Here is a 21,539-nt window from a genome sequence, read left to right as displayed (position 1 = left end):
AATCACAGTCGAAGCGCTTCGATGTCGCCTGAGGTTAGGTGAACGCCCATGGGGGCACAAGGGGTAGAATCCAAGATTTCTCCTCGGTATCGGAGGGGCGAGGAGGCGGGTTTGGCGCCCCAAGTGGATCGAAGCGCTTCGAAAGAAGGCATCGCCGCATCTCAACAGATCCCATGTGTCGGCCACTCAACGTCACAACAACGTCAAAAAGGAGTCCGGCACCGGAAGGTCACGGTGCCGGACTCGGCTTCTTCAGGACCGCGTTCGAGGAAGGGCTCGCGTCACCGCTCCCGCGCGGCGGACCCCGGTGCGGCGGACTCCGGTGCGGCGGCGAGGACGCGGACGTCCCAGGCACCGAGCCGCACGGGCGCACCGGGCGGGACCACACTGCCGTCCAGGGCGTCGGTCAGGTCCAACGGGGCCTGGGCGGTGGCCGGCTGCCACCTCCAGTTGTGGACGACATGGACGCGCCGGCCGTCGGGGGCGGTGCCAGTGGCGACGGTGACCGAGTCCGGCAGGTCCTGCCAGCCGCCGCACGGGGAGGGCGCGAGCCACGCGGCGAGCGCGCGGGCCAGATCGCGGCCGGGCACGGTGCCGACGCACGTGACGCGGCCCGCGCCGTGGCGGCGGGTGGTGACGGCGGGCCAGCGCCCGAAGTGCGGGTGGTCGTACTCGGCCAGGACGTCGGCGTCCTCGACGGCCAGGCCCTCCACCCAACGGGTGGCCACCGCGCCGGCGGGCAGCCGGAGCGGGCTGTCCGGCGGGGTGCGCAGCGGCAGGTCGGTGTGCAGGTTGCTGAACTCGTCGTACCGGACGCCCGCGGCCCGCACCAGTCGTGCCGGTGTCACCTCGTGGCGGGCCCGCGCCTCGTGGTCGCCGTAGCCGGTGCGGGGGCCGAGGACGAGGTGGCCGCCGGCCTCAGCGTAGGCGCCGAGCCAGTCGAGCATCCCGTCGTCCGCCACGTACAGCGCGGGAGCGATGAGCACGGGGTGCAGCTCGGCCGCCGACTCGGGTGCCGGCCCTGGGCGTTCGCCGCGCGGGTCGTGCAACTGGCGTGTGTGCAGGATCCGTACCTGGCGCCCGGCCTCGAACGCGCCCCGGTGGAACGGCTCGAAGATGCCCTCGTAGGCACCAGCGTCCGGACCGCCGTCGGGGCCGGCGAGCGGCGGGTACTTGCGCATCAGCCACTTGCTCGGCGCCGAGTACACCATCGCGATGTCGGCGTCCGGTGTGATCCCCGCGACCAGGTCCCCGGCGCGCTCGAACTCAGCGCCCAGCCGGGCCAGTTCGCGGTAAACGCGCCCCGGCCGGCCGCTGTGCGGGAGGATCCCGCCCCAGTACGTCTCAGTGCCGAAGTGCAGCGTGTGCCAGTGCCAGTACTCGATCATGCGGGCCCCGCGCGCGACCAGCGCCCACGCGGCCTGCCGCCACTGCCCGTCGAAGGCGGGCCGGTTGTCGGAGGTGCCGCCGATGGCCTGGGCGTTGGTCTCCGTGATCAGGAACGGCTCCTGGCGGGAGGAGTAGATCCGGTCGGCGCTGTGGTGCAGCGCCCACGCCCCGTACGCCATCCACTGCTGCGGCAGCTTCTCGCGCGGCGGCTCGGGCATCGTGAGGCTGTCCTGCATGTCGTAGTACGGGTTGCCCGCGGTGATGTCCAGGCTGTCGGTGAGCTCGTCGTCCTCCAGGCCGGGAGAGCCGTAGGCGAGGCATGTGGTGACGAACTGGCCGGGCCGCGCGTACTCGCGCACGATGCCTGCCTGCCAGGCGATGAACTCGGTGGTCTGGCGCGCCTGGAAGGCCTGCCAGGCCAGGTCGTACTGCGGCTGCGCGTTGCCCTCAGGGGTCCACAGGTCGGCCCAGGTGGACAGCCGGTGCGACCAGTACACCAGTCCCCATTCGCGGTTGAGGGTCTCCACATCGCCGTAGCGCTGCCGCAGGTCGTCCACGAACCGCTGGAAGACACCGTGGTTGTGCGGCAGTCGCGGGCCGGGCTCGTTGTCGACCTGGAAGCCGATGACCGCGGGGTGGGCGGCGTAACGGGCCACGATCGCGCGGATGACCCGCTCCGCGTGGAAACGGAAGGCGGGGTGCGTGAAGTCGACCTCCTGCCGGCCGCCCCACGCGGCGCGGCGCCCGGTGGCGTCCTCGGCGGCGATCTCCGGGTACTGCCGGGCCAGCCACGGCGGCACCGCGTAGGTGGGAGTTCCGAGGACGACGGAGATGCCGCGCTCGTGGGCGCCGTCGAGGACGGGTTGCAGCCAGTCGAGCTCGAAGCGGCCGTTCTCCGGCTCCCAGGTGGACCAGACCGACTCGCCGACGCGGATGACGGTGAACTTCGCCTCCGCCATGAGATCGAGGTCGGTCTTGAGCCGCTCGTACGGCTGGTACTCGTGGTAATAGGCGGCGCCGAACAGGACGCGCGCGGGCAGTTCAGTCATGAGAGGCCTTCCAGAGCCGGTCGTCGAAGCGCTTCACCTGGCGCCTGCAAGGTAATAAGGAACTTATGGCGACACAAGGGCGGGTGAATCATCGAAGCGCTTCACCAGGCAGGCCGCACGGACAACACTCCTCTGGAATGAGACTTGGTGACGTCCCTGTGTACGCCCTGCCCCGCCCCTTGTGCCTTCCGTCGGCCTTCTGCCTGGGCGATGGTTGAGGACCAGTCCGAAACGATGGCGCGGCGGCTCGCAGGAGAGCAGTGATCCGGACTTGTTTCACGCCGCTGACTTCGCCCGGGTCCGGTTCGCTCCGCGGCCGGCGCCCTGGCGCGAACGGCTGACCGTCATGACGCCGCGCCGACCGAGGCGGCGTCGCGCAGGAACCCCGCGAAGGCCTGGGCGGCAGGCGTCAGGACGTGGTCGCTCATGCGGACCAGGAGGATACGGCGTACGGGGGCGGGCGGTTGGAGAGGCAGGACGCTGACGCCGGCCCGGATGCCTTCCAGGGCGAGGGTGGGTGCGAGGGCGACGCCGATGCCCGCGGCGACCATGGCCTGGGCCTCCTGGTAGTCGTGGGCCTCGTAGGCGATCTGCGGCTCGAAACCGGCCGCGTGGCAGCTGCGGGCGAGGGCCTCGGCCACCGGGTGGTTCTCGGCACGGGTGATCCAGGGGTCGTCCGCGAAGTCGGCGAGGGCGGCCGAAGAACGGCCGGCGAGGGGATGGCCGTCGCTGACGAGGAGGGCCGGCGGGTCGTCAGCGAGTGAGGTGACGGCGATGTCCTCGCGGTCGATGCGGTTCCAGTCGTAGTCCCACATCAGGGACATCTCGATTTCCCGGTTCTCCAGCATCGCCCACAGACCCGCGATGCGAGCACTGCGCACGGTCAGCCGTACCTCGGGGTGCGCTTCCCGGAAGGCGATCACGGCCCGTGGGAGGAGGGAGGCGCCGACGGTGGGGAAGGTTCCGACCCGGAGCGTGCCCGCGCGCAGTCCCGCGAAGTCGGCGAGCTCGTTCTGCGCGGCCGTCAGTTCGCGCTCGATCCGCTCCCCGCGCTCGGCCAGTGCGCGGCCCGCGTCGGTGAGCGTGACGCCCCGCGCGTGGCGTTCCAACAGGGGCTGCCCGGCCTCCGCTTCCAGGCGGCTGACCTGCTGGGACACGGCTGACGGCGTGTAGTTGAGGGCCCGTGCGGTCGCGGTGACCGAGCCCCGGCGGGCGACTTCGGTGAAGAGCAGGATGCGCCGGACGTCCAGCACCGCACCACCTCCAGCATTAACTGCAACTTAATAGCTGTGCAGATTTCCGAGATTGTACTTCACGCTCTTCGAGCCCAGTGTGGATCGCACCCCGCACGGAAGTGCCGTCGGGGCTGCCATGAGGAGTCTGTTGTGTTGCGTCTGCAGGGCGAGATGATCCGCGGCGGTACGAGCAAGTGCTGGATCTTCGACCACCACGCGGTGGCCGCGACCGGCGTGGACGCCGACACCCTGCTGCTCGCCGCCTACAACGCCGCCGACCCCCGCCAGATCGACGGCGTCGGCGGTGCCTCCTCCACCACGTCCAAGGCCGCGATCGTCCGGACCTCGACCGAACCGGGCATCGACGTCGAGTACGCCTTCGCACAGGTCGGCATCGGTGACGAGCGCGTGGAGTGGGCCAGCAACTGCGGCAACTGCGCCACCGCCGTCGCCCTCTACGCCGTCCACAACGGGCTGGTCCCGGTCACGTCGGAGTCCACCACGGTGCGGATGCTCAACGTCAACACCGGAGCACGGCTCACCGGCACCATCCCCACCCCGGGGTGTACGGCTCCCGACGAGGGCACGGCCGCGGTGCCCGGTACCGCCGCACTCGGTGTGCCGGTCCTGCTCGGCTTCGAGGACCCGGCGGGTTCGACGACGGGTCGTACCCTGCCGACCGGCCGTGCCCTGGACACCCTGAGCGGGCCCACCGGCCGAATCGAGGCGTCCCTGGTCGACGCCGGAGCCCCGGCCGCGCTGTTCGACGCCAAGGCCTTCGGTCTGCGGGGCACCGAGTCCCTGGCCGAGTTCGCCGGGGCGTTGCCCGCGCTCACCGTGCTGCGCCGTCAGGCCGCCCTTGCCATGGGCCTGGCCAAGGAGCACGATCCCGTCAGCCACGCCGTGCCGAAGGTCGGCGTGGTCGCCCGCCCCGCCGCCTACCGCACCACCGACGGCGCCCAGGTCGGAGAGGACCAGTACGACCTGGCCGTACGCATGGTCTCCATGCACGCTCCCCACCCGGCGATCGGCCTCACCTCGGCCGTCGCCCTGGCCACCGCGGCCGCCACCCCCGGCACCCTCGCCCACCGCGTCACCCGGCAGACCGCCGACGGCACGCTGCGCCTGGGCACCCCGGCCGGTGTCATCACCGCCCGAGCCGTCCCCGCGGCGGACGGCGCTTCCCCCACGGTGCTGCTGCACCGTGCCGCCCGCCGCATCGCCCGAGCCGAACTCCTCGTTCCCGTCCTGGAAGGACGCCCCGCATGAGCCGCAACGACGCCGCCCCGGGTACCGTCACCGAGCCACCCGGCCGCATCCGCCGCGCGCTGTCCCTGCTCTACGTCCAGTGCCTGATCGGAGTGCTTGCCGGGGCTGCGGTCGGCTGGCTGTGGCCGACACTCGGAGCCGATCTGAAACCCCTGGGCGACGGGTTCATCGCCCTGGTGCGCATGATGATCGCGCCGGTCATCTTCTGTACCGTCGTCCACGGCATCGCCTCCATGGGCAACGCGCGCGCCGTCGGCCGGGTCAGCCTCAAGGCGCTGATCTACTTCGAGGTCCTGACGACCGTCGCCATGGTGATCGGCCTGGTCGTCGTCAACATCGTCAAGCCCGGCAGCGGACTGCACGTCGATCCCTCCACCCTCTCCACCGAGGGCCTGCCGCCGGAGGCGACCCAAAGCCATGAGAGCGTCTCCGCGTTCGTCCTCTCCATCATTCCGGACACCCTGCCCAGCGCGCTGACCGGCCACGAGATCCTGCCGGTGCTGCTGATCTCCGTCCTGTTCGGCTTCGGGCTGAACGCCGCCGGCGAGGCGGGTGCGGGGATCACCCAGGGTGTCGAGAAGCTGTCCAAGGTCCTGTTCACGCTCATCCGCTGGGTCATGCGGCTGGCCCCGATCGGCGCCTTCGGCTCCATGGCCTTCACGATCGGCAGCTACGGTCTGGACACCCTGCGCCAGCTGTCCCTGCTGGTCGGCTCCTTCTGGCTCACCGCTTTGTTCTTCGTCCTGGTCGTCCTCGGCACGGTCATGCGCGTCAACGGCCTGCGTCTGCTGCCCTTCCTCCGCTACATCAAGGAGGAGCTGCTGATCGTCCTGGGCACCTCGTCCAGCGAGCCGGTGCTGCCGCGCATGATGGCCAAACTCCAGCACGCGGGTGCCTCCAAGCCGGTCGTCGGCATCACGTTGCCCGCCGGCTACTCCTTCAACCTCGACGGCACCGCGATCTACCTGACCATGGGCTCGGTCTTCCTCGCCCAGGCCCTGGGCATCGACCTCAGCCTCACCCAGCAACTGACGATGCTCGCCGTCATGCTGCTCACCTCCAAGGGCGCCGCCGGCGTCACCGGCTCCGGCTTCATCGCCCTGGCCGCCACACTCAGCGCCGTTCCGCACGTCCCCGTCGCCGCCCTGGCCCTCATCTTCGGCATCGACCGCTTCATGTCCGAGGCCCGCGCCCTGACCAGCGTCGTCGGCAACGGCGTCGCCACCCTGGCGGTGGCCAAGTGGGAGGGGCAACTCGACGAGGACCGCGCCAAGGCAGTCCTCCGCGGCGAGATCCCCTACGCCTGCGCCCCCGAGGCCGATCACACCGCCGAGCCGCAGGCCGACCCCGTCCCCGGTGAGCAGCCCGCGGAGACCGGCCCGAAGGCAGCGGCGGGAACGGACCGCGCCCCCGTGCCCGCCGCCGGCTGACGCAGCCCCTCCCCCCACGGCCGGTCCCGGAGCCCCTACTCCGGGACCGGCCCCGTCTCGCCCCGCAGCAGATCGGGGCCGGCTGAGTTCCGACGACCAATCCGTCGTCGAGTACCGGGTTCCGCCGAGCATGATGACCACAGCGGTCAAGCAGGCGGTGACCCGGCGCGGCCAAGTCATCATCCTCAACTGCGGGCCGGCGTGCCTGGTGTCGGCGCGGCTCAAGGAGGCCGCCACGGGCCGAGTGAGGTGATCGTGACGGGTGTCTTGACGAGGCCCGCGCGGACCATTGCGGTGGTACGTATGCAGTGCAACACTGCCCACCGCAATCCCACGTTTCCGAACACTGGATCGCTGTTTTCTGCTTCCTTCTGAGCGATCAGGCTCCGCCTGCCCCAGGGGCAGGCACTGTCGGGGACGACATCGGCACCGGCGCACAACGGGCTCGGGACCACGCTCGACGCCCTCGGATCCGCACGACCGATCGAGGAGAATCCATGCTCAGACTCGTCCGCGCGGTGCTGTCGGCGGCCCTGGTCGCCGCCGCGGTACCTCTCGCCCTCTTACCCGCCCCCGAGGCCCAGGCGCTCGACAACGGCCTCGCCCGTACTCCGCAGTTGGGCTGGAACGACTGGAACAGCTTCGGCTGCAATGTGAGTGACCGTCTGATCCGGGAGACCGCCGACGCGATGGTCTCCAGCGGCATGGCCGCGGCCGGCTACCAGTACGTCAACATCGACGACTGCTGGTCGACACGCAACCGTGACGCCCGCGGCAACCTGGTCCCGGACCCCGTCAAGTTCCCCAACGGCATCAAGGCGGTCGCCGACTACGTGCACGGCAAGGGGCTGAAGCTCGGCATCTACTCGTCGGCCGGCCTGACCACCTGCGCCGGCTATCCCGCCAGCCTCGGCAACGAGCAGCGGGACGCCGACCTGTGGGCCTCCTGGGGTATCGACTATCTCAAGTACGACAACTGCGGTGACCACCAGGGCCGCAGCGGCCAGGAACGCTACACCGCCATGCGCGACGCCCTGGCCAGGACAGGCCGCCCCATCCTCTTCGCCCTGTGCAACTGGGGCCAGGACCAGGTCGGCACCTGGGGCCCCGCCGCCGGCAACTCCTGGCGCACCACCGGCGACATCCAGGCCAACTGGAACTCCGTGATGGGCATCCTGGACGCCCAGCCCGGGTGGGCGGGCTTCTCCCGCCCCGGTGCCTGGAACGACCCGGACATGCTGGAGGTGGGCAACGGCCTGTCCGACACCGAGTCCCGAGCCCACTTCAGCCTCTGGGCACTGCTCAACGCGCCTCTGATCGCGGGCAACGACCTGCGCACCATGAGCGCCGCCACCAAGTCGATCCTGACCAACACCGAAGTCATCGGGGTCAACCAGGACTGGGGCGGCCGCCAGGGCAACCGCCTCGTCGACAACGGCAACACCGAGGTGTGGACCAAGCCGATGGCGGACGGCTCCGTCGCAGTGGTCCTCCTCAACCGCGGCAGCGGCACGACCACCATCTCCACCTCCGCTGCGCAGATCGGCCTCGGCCCGGCGTCCAGTTACTCCGTACGAGACCTGTGGGCGCACACCACCAGCTCGACCAGCGGCTCCATCAGCGCCTCCGTCCCCGCCCACGGCGCCGCGATGTACGTCGTCTCCGGCGGCGGGACGCCGCCCGGCAACAGCACCTTCTCGCTGAGGGGCCAGGGCTCCGGCCGCTGTCTGGACATCACCGGCGGCTCCCAGGCCAACGGAACCCTCGCCGAGATCTGGGACTGCCACGGCGCCGCCAACCAACGGTTCACCAGCACCGGCGCGGGCGAGTTGCGCGTCTACGGCGGCACCAAGTGCCTGGACGTCGTCGGCGCCGCCACCGCCAACGGTACCGCCGTGAACATCTGGGACTGCAACGGCCAGTCCAACCAGCAGTTCCGCCTCAACGCCGACGGCACCGTCACGGCCGTCGGCTCCGGCAAGTGCCTCGACGTCAGCGGCGGCGCCACCGCCAACGGCACCAAGGTCCAGATCTGGGACTGCGGCGGCGCGGCCAACCAGAAGTGGACCCGCGTCTGACCGATCGCCGGCCGGCGACGTCCGCAACGGCCGAAGTGCCATCAGCGCACCCTTCCCCGCGGCTTCAACGGCACCGGCGGCGGTTCCGGCGCGGGCAGTGACGCCCCGTCGTACCCCTCCACCTCGCCGAACCATGTCCCTTCCATCCAGGGGGTGCTCCCCGCCCAGGAGGTCGGCCGTCCTTCGGCCGGCGAACAGTCCGGGCAGCGGTCTGCCGGCATGCCCGTCCGGACGGGCATGCCGGCTTCCCGTGCGGGACCGCCGACCCGGCTTGGCTGACCGCGACGCGGTCCCGCAGCGCCGCCTTCCAGGTCACCGACCGCGCTGACCTGTGCTTCAGGACAGGGAGAGGCTCACACGAGAGCCCGCACACCCCCGGGAAATACCCCCGGGGGTATTTCTGTTAAAGTGAGGAACAGATACCCCCCGGGGTACGCCGTCCCTCTAGGAGTCGTAGCCGTGTTCTTCGTAGACACCCTGGAAATCGAGGGCCTGGGCAACCGCAGCTACCTGGCCGGCGGGCCCGGTGCCGCAGTTGTGGTGGATCCCTCGCGTGACATCGATCAGGTCGTCGCGGCAGCCGCCCGCCGCGGGGTGCGCATCGCGTACGTGGCCGAGACCCATGTGCACAACGACTACGTCTCCGGTGGCCTGGCGTTGGCCCGCACGACCGGCGCCCGCTACCTGATTCCGGCCGGGGCCTCGGTGTCCTTCGACCGCACGCCCATCGCCGACGGTGACTCGATCGCGGTGGACGAGGGGCTGCTGCTGCGCGCCATGGCCACTCCCGGTCACACGCCGCACCACACGTCCTATGTCCTTGAGGAGGACGGGCGGCCCGTGGCGGCCTTCACCGGTGGATCGCTGCTGATCGGCAGCGTCGGGCGGCCGGACCTGGTCGAGCCGCGGCTGACCGAGCTGCTGGCCCGCGCCCAGCACGCCTCCGCACATCGACTGGCCGACACCCTCGACGACGAGGTGCGGGTGCTGCCCACGCACGGCTTCGGCAGCTTCTGCTCCTCCTCACAGGCCGAGGGAGACGCGACGACAATCGGCGCGGAGCGCAAGAACAACGACGCTCTGACCATGGACGTCGACACCTTCGTCGCGGAGATGCTCGCCGGCCTGGACGACGTACCCGCCTACTACGCGCACATGGGTCCGGCCAACACCTCCGGCCCCGCGCCCGTCGACCTCACTCCACCGCGGTCGGCCGACGCCGAGGAGATCGCCTCCCGGCTGGCGGCCGGAGAGTGGGTGGTGGACCTGCGCAACCGTGTCGCCTTCGCCGAGGGCCATGTGGCCGGCTCGTTCAACTTCGAGGGCGAGGGCAAACTGGCCACCTACCTGGCATGGCTGATCCCCTGGGGCAAGCCCGTCACCCTGCTGGCCTCCACACCGGAGCAGATCACCGCGGCGCAACGGGAACTGGCCCGCGTGGGCATCGACCGTCCGGCCGCCGCCGCCACCGGAGAGGCACACACCTGGGTCCGCGAAGGCGAGCGGCCGGCTTCGTTCCGTCGCGCCCGCTTCGCCGATCTCGCCGAGGCCCGCGAGAGGGGTGAGCAGGTCGTGGTGCTGGATGTGCGCCGCGCTTCCGAGCGGGCCGACGGGTTCGTCGAGGACTCGGTGCACATCCCCGTCCACGAGCTGCACGGCCGACTCGGTGAGGTGCCCGAGGGTGTGGTGTGGGTGCACTGCGCCGGCGGGATGCGCGCGGCGATCGCCGCCTCCCTTCTGGACGCCGTCGGCCGTGAGGTGGTCGCCGTCGACGACGCCTTCACCGCCGCCGGCGAAGCCGGGCTGTCGCTCATCGGGCCGGTCGGCAAGGACTGAACCACATCCCACCTTCCGCACGGAGACACGCACCATGTCGCCCTTCCTCCGACGCGGCTCCGGCCGCGTCACCCCCGAACAGGCCCACCGGCTGGTCGCCGACGGGCAAGCCGTCCTCCTCGACGTCCGCGAGACGCAGGAGTGGAACGCCGGGCACGCGCCCGGCGCACTGCACCTGCCTCTCACGCGCCTGATGGCGGGAGCGCCCTTGCCCGCCGCCGTGCGGGGCAGGCGGGTGGTGGCCATCTGCCGCTCCGGGAACCGCTCCCGTACGGCCGCGGACTTGCTGACCGCCACCGGCGTGGAGGCCACCGACGTCACCGGCGGCATGACCGCCTGGGCCCGGCAGGGCCTGCCGGTCACCGGCGTGAACGGCAGCGGCGGTGTCATAACGTGAGCGAGCTGTTCCTGGCCCTCATCGCCGGCGGGGTGGTGGGGCTGGCGCTCGGCGCGCTCGGTGGCGGCGGCAGCGTCCTGGCGGTGCCCGCGCTGATCTATCTGCTCGGCTTCACACCGGCGGCCGCCACCACGGCCGCACTTCTCATCGTCGTCGCGACCTCGCTGACCGCCCTGTACGGCCACGCCCGCGCCGGGAACGTGCGCTGGCGAACGGGTGCCCTGTTCGCGGCAGCAGGTCTCCTGCCCGCCGCCTTGGCCGGGGCCCTTGCGGGGCACCTGCCGCAATCGCTGCTGACCGCTGCGTTCGCCGCCGTCGCCGGTGCCGCAGCCGTCCGCATGCTGCGCCCGGCCCGGGACCTTCCCGCAAGGCCCCAGGGCCTACGGCCGGCCCGGGCCGGCGGCGCGGGCGCGGGACTGGGGGCACTGACCGGACTGCTCGGCGTCGGCGGAGGCTTTCTGGCCGTTCCGGCTCTGGTCACGGTGCTGGCCTTCGAGATGCAGGCCGCGATCGGCACGAGCCTGCTGATCATCTCGGCCAACTCGCTCGCCTCCCTGGCCACCAGGGGCGCCACCACGGCGGGCGTCGACTGGACGGTGATCGCGCCGTTCACCGGGGCCGCGATCCTGGGCGCCTGGGACGGCAAACGGCTGGCCACCAAAATCTCCGGCACCCTGCTGCAACGTACGTTCGCCGTCGTACTGCTGGCCGTGGCCGCCTTCATGCTCGCCGACGCCCTGACATGACCGGACAGCCAGGGGAGGCCAGGGACGGCACGCCTCCCTCAGGCCAATGAGAGGAAGAGCTTCTCCAACCGCGCCCGCATCACCTCGCGGTCCTCGGATGCCGCCATGTCCCCGTCTGTCAGGCACTGCTGGAGGCCAGTGGCGATGATCGCGAAGCCCGCTCGGTCCAGCGCCCGGGAAGCCGCCGAGAGCTGCGTGACCACGTCCTCGCAGTCCCGCCCCTCCTCGATCATCTTGATCACACCGGCGATCTGACCCTGCGCCCGGCGCAGCCTGTTGACCACCGTCCTCAGTTCCTCAGCCGCCATCGCCAGTTCCACAGCCCACACTCCTTCGCTGATACCCCCATGGGTATCCTACCGAAGGGGGTGACGCACAGAGAGCAAAGGAAATTCCCGTGGCACACACCGCCCTCACCGCCGACCAGGCCAGCGCCCGCCTTCACGAGCTGACCATCATCGACGTACGCACCCCCGGCGAATACGCGACCGGCCACCTGCCCGACGCCCACAACATCCCCCTCGACCACCTCGACGCGGCCCTGCCCGCGCTCAACGTGGCCGCCGAGCGCGGCGACCTCCTGGTCGTGTGCGCCTCGGGCGCCCGCTCCGCACAAGCCTGCCGGCGACTGGCCGAGGCCGGCATCACAGCCGCCACCCTCACCGGAGGCACCAGCACCTGGACCCGGCTCGGCCACGACGTCCACCGCCCCGCCGGCGTCCGCACACCCTGGCCGATGGAACGGCAGGTCCGCCTGGCCGCCGGTTCCCTCGTCCTGTCGGGCCTCCTCGCCGGACGGCTCCGCCCGGCGGCGCGGTGGATCTCCGCAGGTGTCGCCGGTGGCTTGGTCTTCTCCGCGGTCACCGACACGTGCGGCATGGCCCGCCTGCTCGCCAAGCTCCCGTACAACCGGCCCAAGGCGACCGACCTCGATTCCACTCTCACTGCGCTGAGCGACGGACGTCCCTCGGTCTGAGCCGCGCCGGCGGGTGGGACTACCGAGCTCCTGACCGCTCTGGGTGTGGCTTCAGGATCCGGCCCGGGCGCCGGAGCGGTCCCGCCGTGGAACAGTGGACGAGAGGAGTCATGGGCCCATGGCCCCCGCGAAGGTGCGGGCCGGACGAAGGAGGCCAGGATGCGTCTCCCTGTGATGGCGGGCATCGACGGGTCCGAGCGCGCCGCGGCGGCAGCCGACTGGGCGGCGCGAGAGGCCGCGCTGCGCGGCGTTCCGCTGCGGCTGCTCCACGCGTCGCCGCGGCTTCCCGGGACCGTCGTGCCGGGCCCGGCAATGGAGCGGTTGCAGGAGATGGGCGCCCAGTTGGTCCAGCGGACGGTCACGGAATTCGCCGACCGTCACCCGGGCCTGGAAGTGGAGGGCGAGCATGTAGATGACTCCCCGGCCGACGCCCTGCGCAGCGCGGCACGTGATGCCGCACTCCTCGTTGTCGGCACCCGCGGAACGGGCGGTTTCAAGGGGCTGGCGGTCGGCTCGGTGGCCCTGCGGACGGCGGCAGTGGCCTCCTGCCCCGTCGTGCTCGTCCCCCACCGTTCCGGCACCTTCGCCGACGGGGCGTCCGCCGCACGCCGCACCGGCCAGGTCGTGCTGGGGTTCGACGCGCGGCGGCCGGCCGGTGAGGCGGCCGACTTCGCCTTCTCGGCCGCCGAGGCCCGCGCGGCATCTCTGCGCGTGGTGCGGGCCTGGGCCCTTCCCGTCGAGTCTGTCTCACCCCGCATCCTGGTGGTGACCGAGGAGGATCGAGCCACCTGGGAAGACCAGGAGGTGCTGCGGCTGTCTGACGCCCTGCGTCCGTTGCAGAAGAAGTACCCGGGTGTGACGGTCGACTCCGATGTCATGCTGCTCCACCCAGCGGAAGCACTCCTGAATGCCTCCCGGAGCGCGGGCCTGCTCGTCGTGGGGCGCCGCACCGAGCCGCAGTCGGCCGAAGGCCGGCTGGGCCCGGTCACCCACGCCGTACTGCACCACGCCCGCTGTCCGGTCGGGGTCGTACCGCACGCCGGATGAGGGGTCAGCCGTAGAAGGCCTCGAACTCGTCGTACAGCGACGGCTCCACCACCTTGTTCTCCGCTGTGGCTTCCGCGAGGGGCACGCGGACGATTCGCGTGCTCCGCAGGGCGACCATGCAGCCGAAGTCCCCCTCCTTGACCGCGTCGATGGCGTGCAGCCCGAAGCGGGTGGCCAGCCACCGGTCGAAGGGGCTCGGGGTGCCGCCGCGCTGAATGTGCCCCAGGACCGTGGTGCGGGCGTCCTTCTCGGTGCGTGCGGAGATCTCCTGGGCCAGCCATTCACCGATGCCGGACAGCCGCACATGGCCGAACTCGTCCAGAGACTGGTCCTTGACGATCATTTGCCCCTCTTTTGGGGCCGCCCCTTCGGCCACGACGACGATCGGCGCGTAGTTGATCTGGAACCGGCGCTTCACTTGCTCGCACACCTGCTCGATGTCGAACGGCCGCTCCGGGATGAGGATCACGTTGGCGCCGCCGGCGATGCCGGCGTGCAGGGCGATCCAGCCGGAATGCCGTCCCATCACCTCCACCACAAGGGCGCGCATGTGTGACTCGGCGGTGGTGTGAAGGCGGTCGATGGCCTCCGTCGCGATACCGACGGCGGTGTCGAAGCCGAAGGTGTAGTCGGTACCCGAGACGTCATTGTCGATGGTCTTCGGCACGCCGACCAGATTGATCCCATGTCGGCTGAGCTCTGTGGCCGCCCCCAGCGTGTCCTCCCCGCCGATCACGACAAGCGCGTCCACATCGTGCGCCGCGAGCGTGTCCCGCACTCGTCGCAGCCCCTCCTCGTGCTTGAACGGGTTCGTGCGGGAGGACCCGAGGATGGTCCCGCCGCGGGGAAGAATTCCCCGAACGCTGGAGATATCGAGTGGAACGACGTCGTTCTTGAGCAATCCGAGCCAGCCGTCCCGCACACCGACGAAGTCGAATGAGTACTCTTGGACGCCTTTGCGGACGACGGCGCGGATCACGGCGTTGAGGCCGGGACAATCACCGCCGCCGGTCAGCACTCCGACCTTCATGGGTCTTCTCCCATCCGATGCACACCCTGTCCGGTCGCGGCCCTCGTCGCGACCGGGGACGGCTGCCGGGGGGCATGTGGATCGCCGCCTTCCTCCAGCCTCCCCCGGTTCCGTCGGCGGTGGCCACTCGACGGGTGCGAAACCGCAGGCCCCCTGAGCGGTGAGCCGGGTGACACCGACGCGGGCATGCGGCATCCGGCCTCCCCGAGGAACGAAGTGCCCCGCGCCGACGATCAGGCGATACGGCTGATGGACGTCACTTGCCGTCACTGCCGACGGCACCGACGAGCGCCGCCCGGCCCGGTGGAGGAAGTGGATGGACTCCGGATCGCCGCCGTGCTCGCCGCACACGCCCGTCTCCACTGCTCAAGGCAGCGCACGGCTGCGGCCGTGGTCGTCGGCGTACGCGGCGAACACTTCCGTCGGCGTTCCGCCCGTATGGAGGAAGCGCTGGTCAAGGATGGCGGCGAGGTCCTTCAGGGCACCGGCGAGCAGGTCACCGGCCAGTCGCACCTCCGGCCGCCGCGCTGCCTGCCCGCGTCGGGCAAGGGCATCGGCGTAGCCGACCGTGGCCGCCAGCGACGAGTGGTCCTCCCCGTCATGGAAGTAGTACGCCTCGGCGTACTGGGTGAGGTCGATACGGACGCGTACGACCTCGGTGGCCAGGCTGTCCAGCAGCAGCGCCCCCGCCGTGCAGTCGATCTGCCGCGTCGTCGGGTCCGCGTCGCGCAGCAGGGCCAGCCGAATGGCCAGGACCCTTCTGCGGGTCAGCGCCGGGTAGATCTCCAGCACCCAGGAGACCGTGGCCGTCAGGAGGGCGAAACCGACGAGGGCTTCCACGGGTGAGACCAGGCGAAGCCAGCTCTCAGCAGGTGTGATGTCCCCCAGGCCCAGGGTGGCGACCGTGACGAGCGACAGGTACACGGAGTCGAGCAGCGCCGGCTCACGCGCCGCCTCGGAACCGGGCGAGAAGGTGAACGCCCCGGGCATGTGGGGCCAGTAGACGATGGCCCAGCCGAGGATGACGGTGACGGCCCACATACTCACCACCGTCACCATGGCGAGCGGTCCCACGAGCCCGACCACCCGCCTACGCGCACGAAAGCGCCGGGCCAGTCGCCACAGCGCCGTCATGACGAGGCGGCTCAGGCCACCGTGGCGGGTGGGGTGCCAGAGGGTGTGGAACAGATCGCGCAGGGTGATCATGACGAGCCCGGCACCGACCAGCGAGACCAGCCACTTCATCCACGTCTCCCACGGCCCTTGTCTCCTGAAGCGGAACCCGCTTTCTCGGAGCCTATGGCCTTTGGGGTGGATCATGAGGCAGCCGCGGGGCCCGGCACGCCCTGTGCGCTGTTCAACTCATCGGCAGCTCGAGCGTGCAGGTCTCCCCGGGCGCGACGGTCACAGCCCGGTCGGCCAGCACCACGCGGATCGGCGCTTCCTCCGAGTCGGGCACACCGATCTCCAACTGCCCTCTGCGGCGCCGTACGACGACACCCCAGTGACGCCGGTAGCGCAGCGAGAATCCGTACTCGGACAGCGCCGGGAGGGGGACCGGGTCCAGCCACAGGGCGTCCTCGCGCGTCTCCAGCCCGGTCAGACCACGCTGGACCAGGTCCAGGGTCCCGGCCATGGCCCCGAGATGGATGCCCTCGCCGGTCGTGCCGCCCTGGATGTCGGCGATGTCCGCCTGCAGGGCCTCTTGGACGTACGTCCATGCCTCGGCCCGTCTGGCGCGGGCGAGGACCAGTCCGTGGACGAGCCCGCTGAGCGTGGAGCCGTGACTGGTGCGCCGCAGGTAGTAGTCGACGGTCCTGCGCCAGACCTCGTCGTCCAGGTCGTACCCGAGGCGCCGGAACAGATCCCGCAGCTCGGCGGGCGAGAAGAGATAGCCGAGCATGAGGACGTCGGCCTGTTTGGACGCTTTGTAGCGGGTGACCGTGTCGCCCTCGGCTTCCAGGATCCGGTCCAGGCGCCGGATGCTGTCGTAGCGCGCCCGGTAGGCGTCCCAGTCCAGCTCGGCGAGGTCGTCGTAGCCCTCGAACTGGCTGATGACGCCCTGGTGGAAGGGCACCCGCAACCGCCGGGAGACCTCCTCCCACTTGGGGAGTTCGTCGCCGTCCAGCCGGACGCGTTCGAACAGTTCCTCCCGGCGCCAGGCGGGAAGGCGCCGCAGGAGGTCCAGGGCACGGGTGAGGACCCAGGCGGCGGTGACATTGGTGTACGTGTTGTCATCCAGCCCCGGCGTGGTGGCACCGGGGTAGCCGTCGTGGTACTCGTCGGGGCCGACGACGCCGCGGATGCGGTAGCGGCCCGTGCCGGGGTCGAAGTCGGCGAGGTCGGCCCAGAAGCGGGCGATCTGCAGCAGCATCTCCGCGCCCTTGGTGTGCAGGTACTCCGTGTCGCCGGTGGCCTCGCAGTACTGCCACACGTTGTAAGCGACTGCCGAGCCCACGTGGTGCTGAAGCCGGGAGTGGTCGGGCAGCCAGCGCCCCGAGTGCGGGTTGAGATGCCACACCTGTGTCTCCTCGCGGCCGTCGCTGCCGCTCTGCCACGGGTACATCGCCCCGGCCCGGCCGATGGCGGCGGCCGCCCGGCACGCTCGCGGGAGGCGTCGGTAGCGGTAGTTCAGCAGGGCCCGGGAGACCTCTGGGAAGTGCAGGTTGAGATACGGCAGCACGAACAGTTCGTCCCAGAACACATGGCCCCGGTACGCCTCACCGTGAAGGCCCCGGGCCGGCACCCCCACGTCCAGGTCCGCGGTGTGCGGCGAGAGCGTCTGCAGGACGTGGAAGAGATGGAGGCGCAGGACGCGGCCTGCCCGACCGGGCACCTGGATGTCCGCGCGCCGCCACAATCGCTCCCACGCGCCGATGTGGGAGTCCAGCAGCTCCGAGATGCCTCCCGCCGTGGACACCCGGTCGAGTGCTGCCTCGAGCGGGTCGCTGATCGCCGTGTCGCGTGAGGTGAACAGCGCCACGGTCTTCTCCACGTCGACGGGCCGGCCCGGAGCGATCGGGACCACCAGGCGGTGCACGGCACGCCGCCGGCCGGGACGCAACTCCGAGGAGGCCGCGGTTCGGCCGGCGACGACCGTCCGGGCGGCCATGGCGGCACCGATGCCCGAGCTGCTGGTGCGGCAGCTCAGCCAGACCGTGTCGGGCTCCTGTGCCCCCGTCCGCACATGGGTCAGATGGCTCCCGTTGAGGGCGCGGTAACGGTGCACATTGCCGTTGATCACGTCACCGTCGAGGCAGGACTGGATCTCGATCTCCCCCGACCAGTCCTCGGGCGTGAAGACCGTCCGCAGGGCCGCCAGGTGAGGGTCCCCCATGTGCACCAGGCGGGTCTGCCGGACGCCGAGCACGCCCACATCGTCGTCCCGGAAACGAAGCGTGCGGGTGAGCGTGGCCCGGCGCAGGTCCAGGACGTGCCGGTAGTCCAGTAGCGCGCTCCTGTCAGGAGAGAACCACGGGCACCACGCTCCCCCGGCGCGGCGCACACGGAACCGCAGAAGCAGCCAGTTCGGAAGGTTGACCAGGTCCTCGTTCACCACGTGCCGTCCCGCCACGGTCGACTCCAGGCGGTTGTAGCACCCGGCGACGTAGGTCCCCGGGTAGTGCACCAGGCCCGCCCGGCACTCGGGCGCCGCGCCGCGCGTGGCGAAGTAGCCGTTGCCCAGCGTGCAGAGTGATTCACGCAACTGCTCGGCCGTGGGGTCGCAGCCCCTGTACTCCCATGTCCAGTCCGACACTCGCGCCCTCCCCTTCTCGCTCGACGAGATGTGCAGGAGCGTGAGAGGCGCGCCGGATCAGGCACAGACCGAAGTGACCGTGCCTCCTCAATGCGCCCACGACCACCGGATCGGCCTCGGCCGAGGCATCCTGGAGGGCCTTGTGTGCGGGGCCTTCGACCGCTGGACGAGCCGCAGACACAGCCCGAGACGCGCCGCCTCGTCCACCGCCCAGTCCACCGCCTGCAGGCTGGAGTCCGATCCGTCGACACCGACGACCATCGGGAGTTCCATGGTCACCATCACCTCCCTGCCCCAGGCACTGCGGGAAGTCCCTGTCAATACCGTCGCACCGCCCTGGGGCCAACGCGACATGTGGACCGACTCTTGGCAGGGGCATCCACGCCCAGGTTGCACAGCACCTTTTTGCGACGATTGTGGAGTCAGGTGGCCGGGAGCGGGAACGGAGCCTTGGGAGCGGCTGCCCGTGGTCGACCAGGTGGGCATGCTCCAGGGCATCGTCAGCCGTGCCGATCCGCTGTGGACGTCGAGCCGCAGCTCACCGGCCAGTCAGCCGGTCCGGACGGGCGGGTCAGGGCCGGATGTCGAGTACGTCCGACACCGGCCGGCGCGGCGTGCGGGGGCCTTTGGGGCCGTATCCCAGGCGCAGCAGCATCTGCGTGTAGCCCGTCCCGGTGACCGGATCACGCAGCGGCCAGCGCAGGTCCGCCCATTCGAGGGGCTGGGTGGCGAAGGAGCTGGCCAGGCCCTCCAGGGTGGCCAGCAGCAGGACGCGTTCCATGGCCTGGCCGGCCCGCAGCCAGTCCTCCGGGCGGTCGTGGCTCGTGCTGACCAGGGCCACCTGGGGGCTCTGTTCGAAGTCCGCGGCGTCCCGTCCCGCCACCTGCCGTGGGCCCGCGAAGTCCCGCATGGGAGCCTTGCCCCCGCGCTTGCGCGGCCCGAAGGCGTATTCCGGGACTCCGTCGTCGGTCATGTTCGCCGACGGAGCGTCGATGCGGGTCCATTCGGCCAGGTCCTGGTCGCTGCCGCGGTCGGTGAGGTTGCGCGCCTCGGCTTCCTGGACCACCTCCAGCACCTCCTGCAGGTGCCATGAGGTGGGGAACGTCAGCACGGCTCCCTCACGCCGGGCGGCCTCGCTGAGCGCCTCCCGCACGGCATGGGGAATCTCCGTCTCGTCGAACGGGAAGCGGCTGCTGTGCCGTTCGTGGATCGCCGGATACAGCGCGCCGAGGTCGTTCTCCCCGATTCCGGGTGCGGTCAGCCGCACGCTCGCGAGGAGCGCCGGATCGGACGGGTCGCGCAGCAGCCGGGTCTCCGGATGCCAGCCCTCGTGGGCCACGGCGACCCGAAGGTTCAGCAGGGCGGCGCCGCAACCGATGTGCAGGCCGCGGGTCCGGGGGTCGGAGCGGGGCATGGCACGCTCGAAGTCGGCGCGCATCTCGAACGTGCGGCTGCGCCGGACGTAGCGGAAGCGCCAGGGCTGTGCGTTGTGCATCGACGGGGCGGCGGCAGCGTCGTGGACCAGGTCCGTCAGGCGCTCGTCGGACGGTTCTTGTCCGCTCACCGGAGTCTCCTCTCGCGAGTCGGCGGCAGGCCAGGAGGGGACCAGTCCTGCGGTGGCTTACTCGTCGGCGGGGGTGATGCGTCTGCCCGTGAGGGTCGCGGGCCGGATCGATACCCAGATCTCGCGTTCACCGCCCGCCCAGGGCGTGGTGTGGGCGCGTCGGGTGAGCCCGCGCACGGCGTCGGGCTCCGTGACGACGCGCGCCGGGCCGACTGCCAGCACACTCCAGCCCTGGCTCATGGCTTCGTCCACGTGGTCCACTTCGAAGGCGACCTCCTTTCCCACCGCTGCCGCGGGCACCGACCCGGGGGCGGTCCGGAAAGCGATGGCGTCGTCGACGACCTCGTAGTTGACCGGGACCACCGCCGGGCGACCGTCGGACGCCGGGAGCGCGACGCGCCCCACACCGTGTGTGGAGAGCAGAGTGCGGCATTCCTGCGGGGTGAGATCCCTCAGTTGCGGGTGCAGGAGCGCCTGGCCTTGGCCGGGTGGCAGATCGATGCCGCCCCCACGCAGGGCGGCGACGGTGGTGCCCAGCGCGTCGGCCAGCCTGACGAGAGTCCCCAGACTCGGGTCGGCGGGCTGTTCCTCCAGGTATGCCAGGTAGTCGGGCGACATGCGGGCGCGGCGGGCCGTTTCTCCCAGGCTGAGCCCACTCCTGTGGCGTTGCGCCGCCACGCGTCGGCCGATATCGCCGGGGTTGGGAGCCCCGGCCGGCGGGGCTGCCGCGGAGACGGATCCCGGCTCAGCCGTGTCCGGCCGGGAAGTCCCCTGGGTAGTCCTGGGCTGCTGTCCGTGCTCGACGTGGCGGAGGTGCGCGTCGGGGCCGGGGAACACGAGCGTCACTTCGTCCGTGTCCGACCAGCGCACGTCGTAGGGAGGTGTGCCGTCCTCGTGGTGGAGCCCGACGATCTCGCCGTCGCGCCTGGTGGCGCCGGTCGCCGGGCTTTCGATGACGAGTTGGTCGCCGAGGTGAGCTCGCATGATCGCCGCCCTCTCCTCAGAATGGTGTTGTAACCAACGTGCCACGCGCGACAGGCCCCCGCATGGGCCGACCGGTCCCTATCCGCAGGGTGAGCATCGGCATCTTGAAGGGCAGCGACTTCTTCCAACGCTTCGCCCACGCATCGGCCGGCAGCGTCCAAGACGCGCGCTACACGCTGCTGGGCGAGAAATTCGAGGGCACGGACCATGTCTTCCGACTGGACGGTGAAAGGGGCCAAGCGTTCTGGCGACTCACCTGGGGTGAGCGGTGGGTGACGAAGGCTGTCCCGAGACCAGGACGGACGGGCGCGTGGTCGCCGTGGGCAGCAGATCGTCAGGCACGTCTTCCGACTCCTGCGGGGTTGCTTCGCTGTACTGCTCGTCGCGGCTTTTCGGGCCAGAGGGCACCCGGGACATCACTCCCAGAACCACGGCGATCGCGACGACCGTGCCGAGCACGCGACCGACACGGCGGAGCCTGGCCCGAGCGTCCATATCACGCCATGCCGGTCCGATCCGCCGGTCCTCGGGCTGCCACAGTTCTCCGACTGCCTCCAACCCGTCCTGCTCCGCTTGCCCTCCTTGCCACCACTGCGGCCGGACCACAGCGGGTTCGGGCAGCCGGAACGCGGCGCCGGCCACCCGTTCCTGCGCCGACGGCTCCTTCGGCGCGGACTCTCGGATGGCTCGCTCGCTGTCCTCGAGGAGCCTCTGCCACAGGGAGTCCGCGATGGACGCCGTACGATCTCCGT

General features: G+C 70.9%; 17 protein-coding genes and 2 pseudogenes. 9 read left to right on the top strand and 10 right to left on the bottom strand.

Translation table 11 applies throughout. The features are described 5' to 3' along the window. Positions 1–281: 281 nt before the first annotated feature. Both ACFZDA_RS34540 and ACFZDA_RS34535 read right to left on the bottom strand, forming a co-directional pair. On the bottom strand, positions 282–2,438 hold the full coding sequence (locus ACFZDA_RS34540; protein ID WP_391089259.1) for a beta-galactosidase: 2,157 nt from the start codon (positions 2,436–2,438) through the stop codon (positions 282–284). 344 nt (positions 2,439–2,782) lie between these two features. Further along, the gene (locus ACFZDA_RS34535) at positions 2,783–3,691 is read right to left on the bottom strand and encodes a LysR substrate-binding domain-containing protein (RefSeq protein ID WP_391089258.1); all 909 of its coding nucleotides are present in this window, start codon (positions 3,689–3,691) and stop codon (positions 2,783–2,785) included. 132 nt (positions 3,692–3,823) lie between these two features. Between ACFZDA_RS34535 and ACFZDA_RS34530 the strand changes: the two genes are divergently transcribed. From ACFZDA_RS34530 to ACFZDA_RS34515, 4 genes are all read left to right on the top strand, one after another. Further along, positions 3,824–4,942 carry a PrpF domain-containing protein gene (locus tag ACFZDA_RS34530; protein WP_391089256.1) on the top strand — a complete coding sequence of 373 codons (1,119 nt, stop codon included), beginning with the start codon at positions 3,824–3,826 and terminating at the stop codon, positions 4,940–4,942. Then, positions 4,939–6,372 carry a C4-dicarboxylate transporter DctA gene (gene dctA / locus ACFZDA_RS34525; protein WP_391089254.1) on the top strand — a complete coding sequence of 478 codons (1,434 nt, stop codon included), beginning with the start codon at positions 4,939–4,941 and terminating at the stop codon, positions 6,370–6,372. Before ACFZDA_RS34530 ends, dctA begins: the two co-directional genes overlap by 4 nt. Before the next feature lie 130 nt (positions 6,373–6,502). Next, positions 6,503–6,625, top strand: a complete 123-nt coding sequence (locus ACFZDA_RS34520) for a hypothetical protein (protein WP_391089252.1) — start codon at positions 6,503–6,505, stop codon at positions 6,623–6,625. A 244-nt stretch (positions 6,626–6,869) separates the two neighbouring features. Next, entirely contained in the window at positions 6,870–8,450 is a 1,581-nt protein-coding gene (locus ACFZDA_RS34515; RefSeq protein ID WP_391089250.1) for a lectin, read from the top strand. A 41-nt stretch (positions 8,451–8,491) separates the two neighbouring features. Here the strand turns inward: ACFZDA_RS34515 and ACFZDA_RS34510 are convergent. Continuing rightward, a pseudogene (locus ACFZDA_RS34510) lies at positions 8,492–8,599 on the bottom strand (pirin family protein); the annotation flags it as partial. 310 nt (positions 8,600–8,909) lie between these two features. Between ACFZDA_RS34510 and ACFZDA_RS34505 the strand changes: the two are divergent. From ACFZDA_RS34505 to ACFZDA_RS34495, 3 genes are read left to right on the top strand one after another with little or no spacing between them, the layout of a single operon-like run. After that, positions 8,910–10,286, top strand: coding sequence for a rhodanese-like domain-containing protein (locus tag ACFZDA_RS34505; protein WP_391089248.1), 1,377 nt, complete (start codon positions 8,910–8,912; stop codon positions 10,284–10,286). Between the two features lie 34 nt (positions 10,287–10,320). Beyond that, positions 10,321–10,683 (top strand): rhodanese-like domain-containing protein, encoded by a 363-nt coding sequence (locus tag ACFZDA_RS34500; protein WP_391089246.1) that lies wholly within the window; start codon positions 10,321–10,323, stop codon positions 10,681–10,683. Next, positions 10,680–11,429, top strand: coding sequence for a TSUP family transporter (locus ACFZDA_RS34495; RefSeq protein ID WP_391089245.1), 750 nt, complete (start codon positions 10,680–10,682; stop codon positions 11,427–11,429). Before ACFZDA_RS34500 ends, ACFZDA_RS34495 begins: the two co-directional genes overlap by 4 nt. A gap of 38 nt (positions 11,430–11,467) precedes the next feature. On the opposite strand, the gene ACFZDA_RS34490 is transcribed toward ACFZDA_RS34495, so the two are convergent. After that, positions 11,468–11,749: a metal-sensitive transcriptional regulator gene (locus ACFZDA_RS34490; protein ID WP_306959848.1), complete on the bottom strand. Its 282-nt coding sequence runs from the start codon at positions 11,747–11,749 to the stop codon at positions 11,468–11,470. 77 nt (positions 11,750–11,826) lie between these two features. On the opposite strand from ACFZDA_RS34490, the gene ACFZDA_RS34485 reads away from it, so the two are divergent. Both ACFZDA_RS34485 and ACFZDA_RS34480 read left to right on the top strand, forming a co-directional pair. Continuing rightward, a complete protein-coding gene (locus ACFZDA_RS34485; protein WP_391089243.1) occupies positions 11,827–12,405 on the top strand; it encodes a rhodanese-like domain-containing protein in 579 nt (192 codons plus the stop codon). Positions 12,406–12,564: 159 nt separating this feature from the next. Then, positions 12,565–13,452: a universal stress protein gene (locus ACFZDA_RS34480; RefSeq protein ID WP_391089241.1), complete on the top strand. Its 888-nt coding sequence runs from the start codon at positions 12,565–12,567 to the stop codon at positions 13,450–13,452. Between the two features lie 4 nt (positions 13,453–13,456). Here ACFZDA_RS34480 and ACFZDA_RS34475 read toward each other — a convergent pair whose 3' ends face one another. From ACFZDA_RS34475 to ACFZDA_RS34450, 6 genes and pseudogenes are all read right to left on the bottom strand, one after another. Further along, a complete protein-coding gene (locus ACFZDA_RS34475) occupies positions 13,457–14,482 on the bottom strand; it encodes an ATP-dependent 6-phosphofructokinase (RefSeq protein ID WP_391089370.1) in 1,026 nt (341 codons plus the stop codon). A 366-nt stretch (positions 14,483–14,848) separates the two neighbouring features. Continuing rightward, positions 14,849–15,727 carry an ion channel gene (locus tag ACFZDA_RS34470; protein ID WP_391089238.1) on the bottom strand — a complete coding sequence of 293 codons (879 nt, stop codon included), beginning with the start codon at positions 15,725–15,727 and terminating at the stop codon, positions 14,849–14,851. 112 nt (positions 15,728–15,839) lie between these two features. Beyond that, on the bottom strand, positions 15,840–18,239 hold the full coding sequence (locus ACFZDA_RS34465) for a glycosyl hydrolase family 65 protein (protein ID WP_391089236.1): 2,400 nt from the start codon (positions 18,237–18,239) through the stop codon (positions 15,840–15,842). Between the two features lie 156 nt (positions 18,240–18,395). Further along, positions 18,396–18,512: pseudogene (locus ACFZDA_RS34460) on the bottom strand (universal stress protein); the annotation flags it as partial. A 298-nt stretch (positions 18,513–18,810) separates the two neighbouring features. Then, positions 18,811–19,803 carry an Acg family FMN-binding oxidoreductase gene (locus ACFZDA_RS34455; protein WP_391089235.1) on the bottom strand — a complete coding sequence of 331 codons (993 nt, stop codon included), beginning with the start codon at positions 19,801–19,803 and terminating at the stop codon, positions 18,811–18,813. Positions 19,804–19,860: 57 nt separating this feature from the next. Further along, on the bottom strand, positions 19,861–20,787 hold the full coding sequence (locus tag ACFZDA_RS34450; protein ID WP_391089233.1) for a DUF1918 domain-containing protein: 927 nt from the start codon (positions 20,785–20,787) through the stop codon (positions 19,861–19,863). Between the last annotated feature and the right edge of the window lie 752 nt (positions 20,788–21,539).

The sequence above is a fragment of the Streptomyces sp. NPDC007991 genome, from assembly GCF_042958445.1.
Taxonomy (GTDB): domain Bacteria; phylum Actinomycetota; class Actinomycetes; order Streptomycetales; family Streptomycetaceae; genus Streptomyces.
This window is presented reverse-complemented; position numbering and strand designations above follow the sequence as displayed.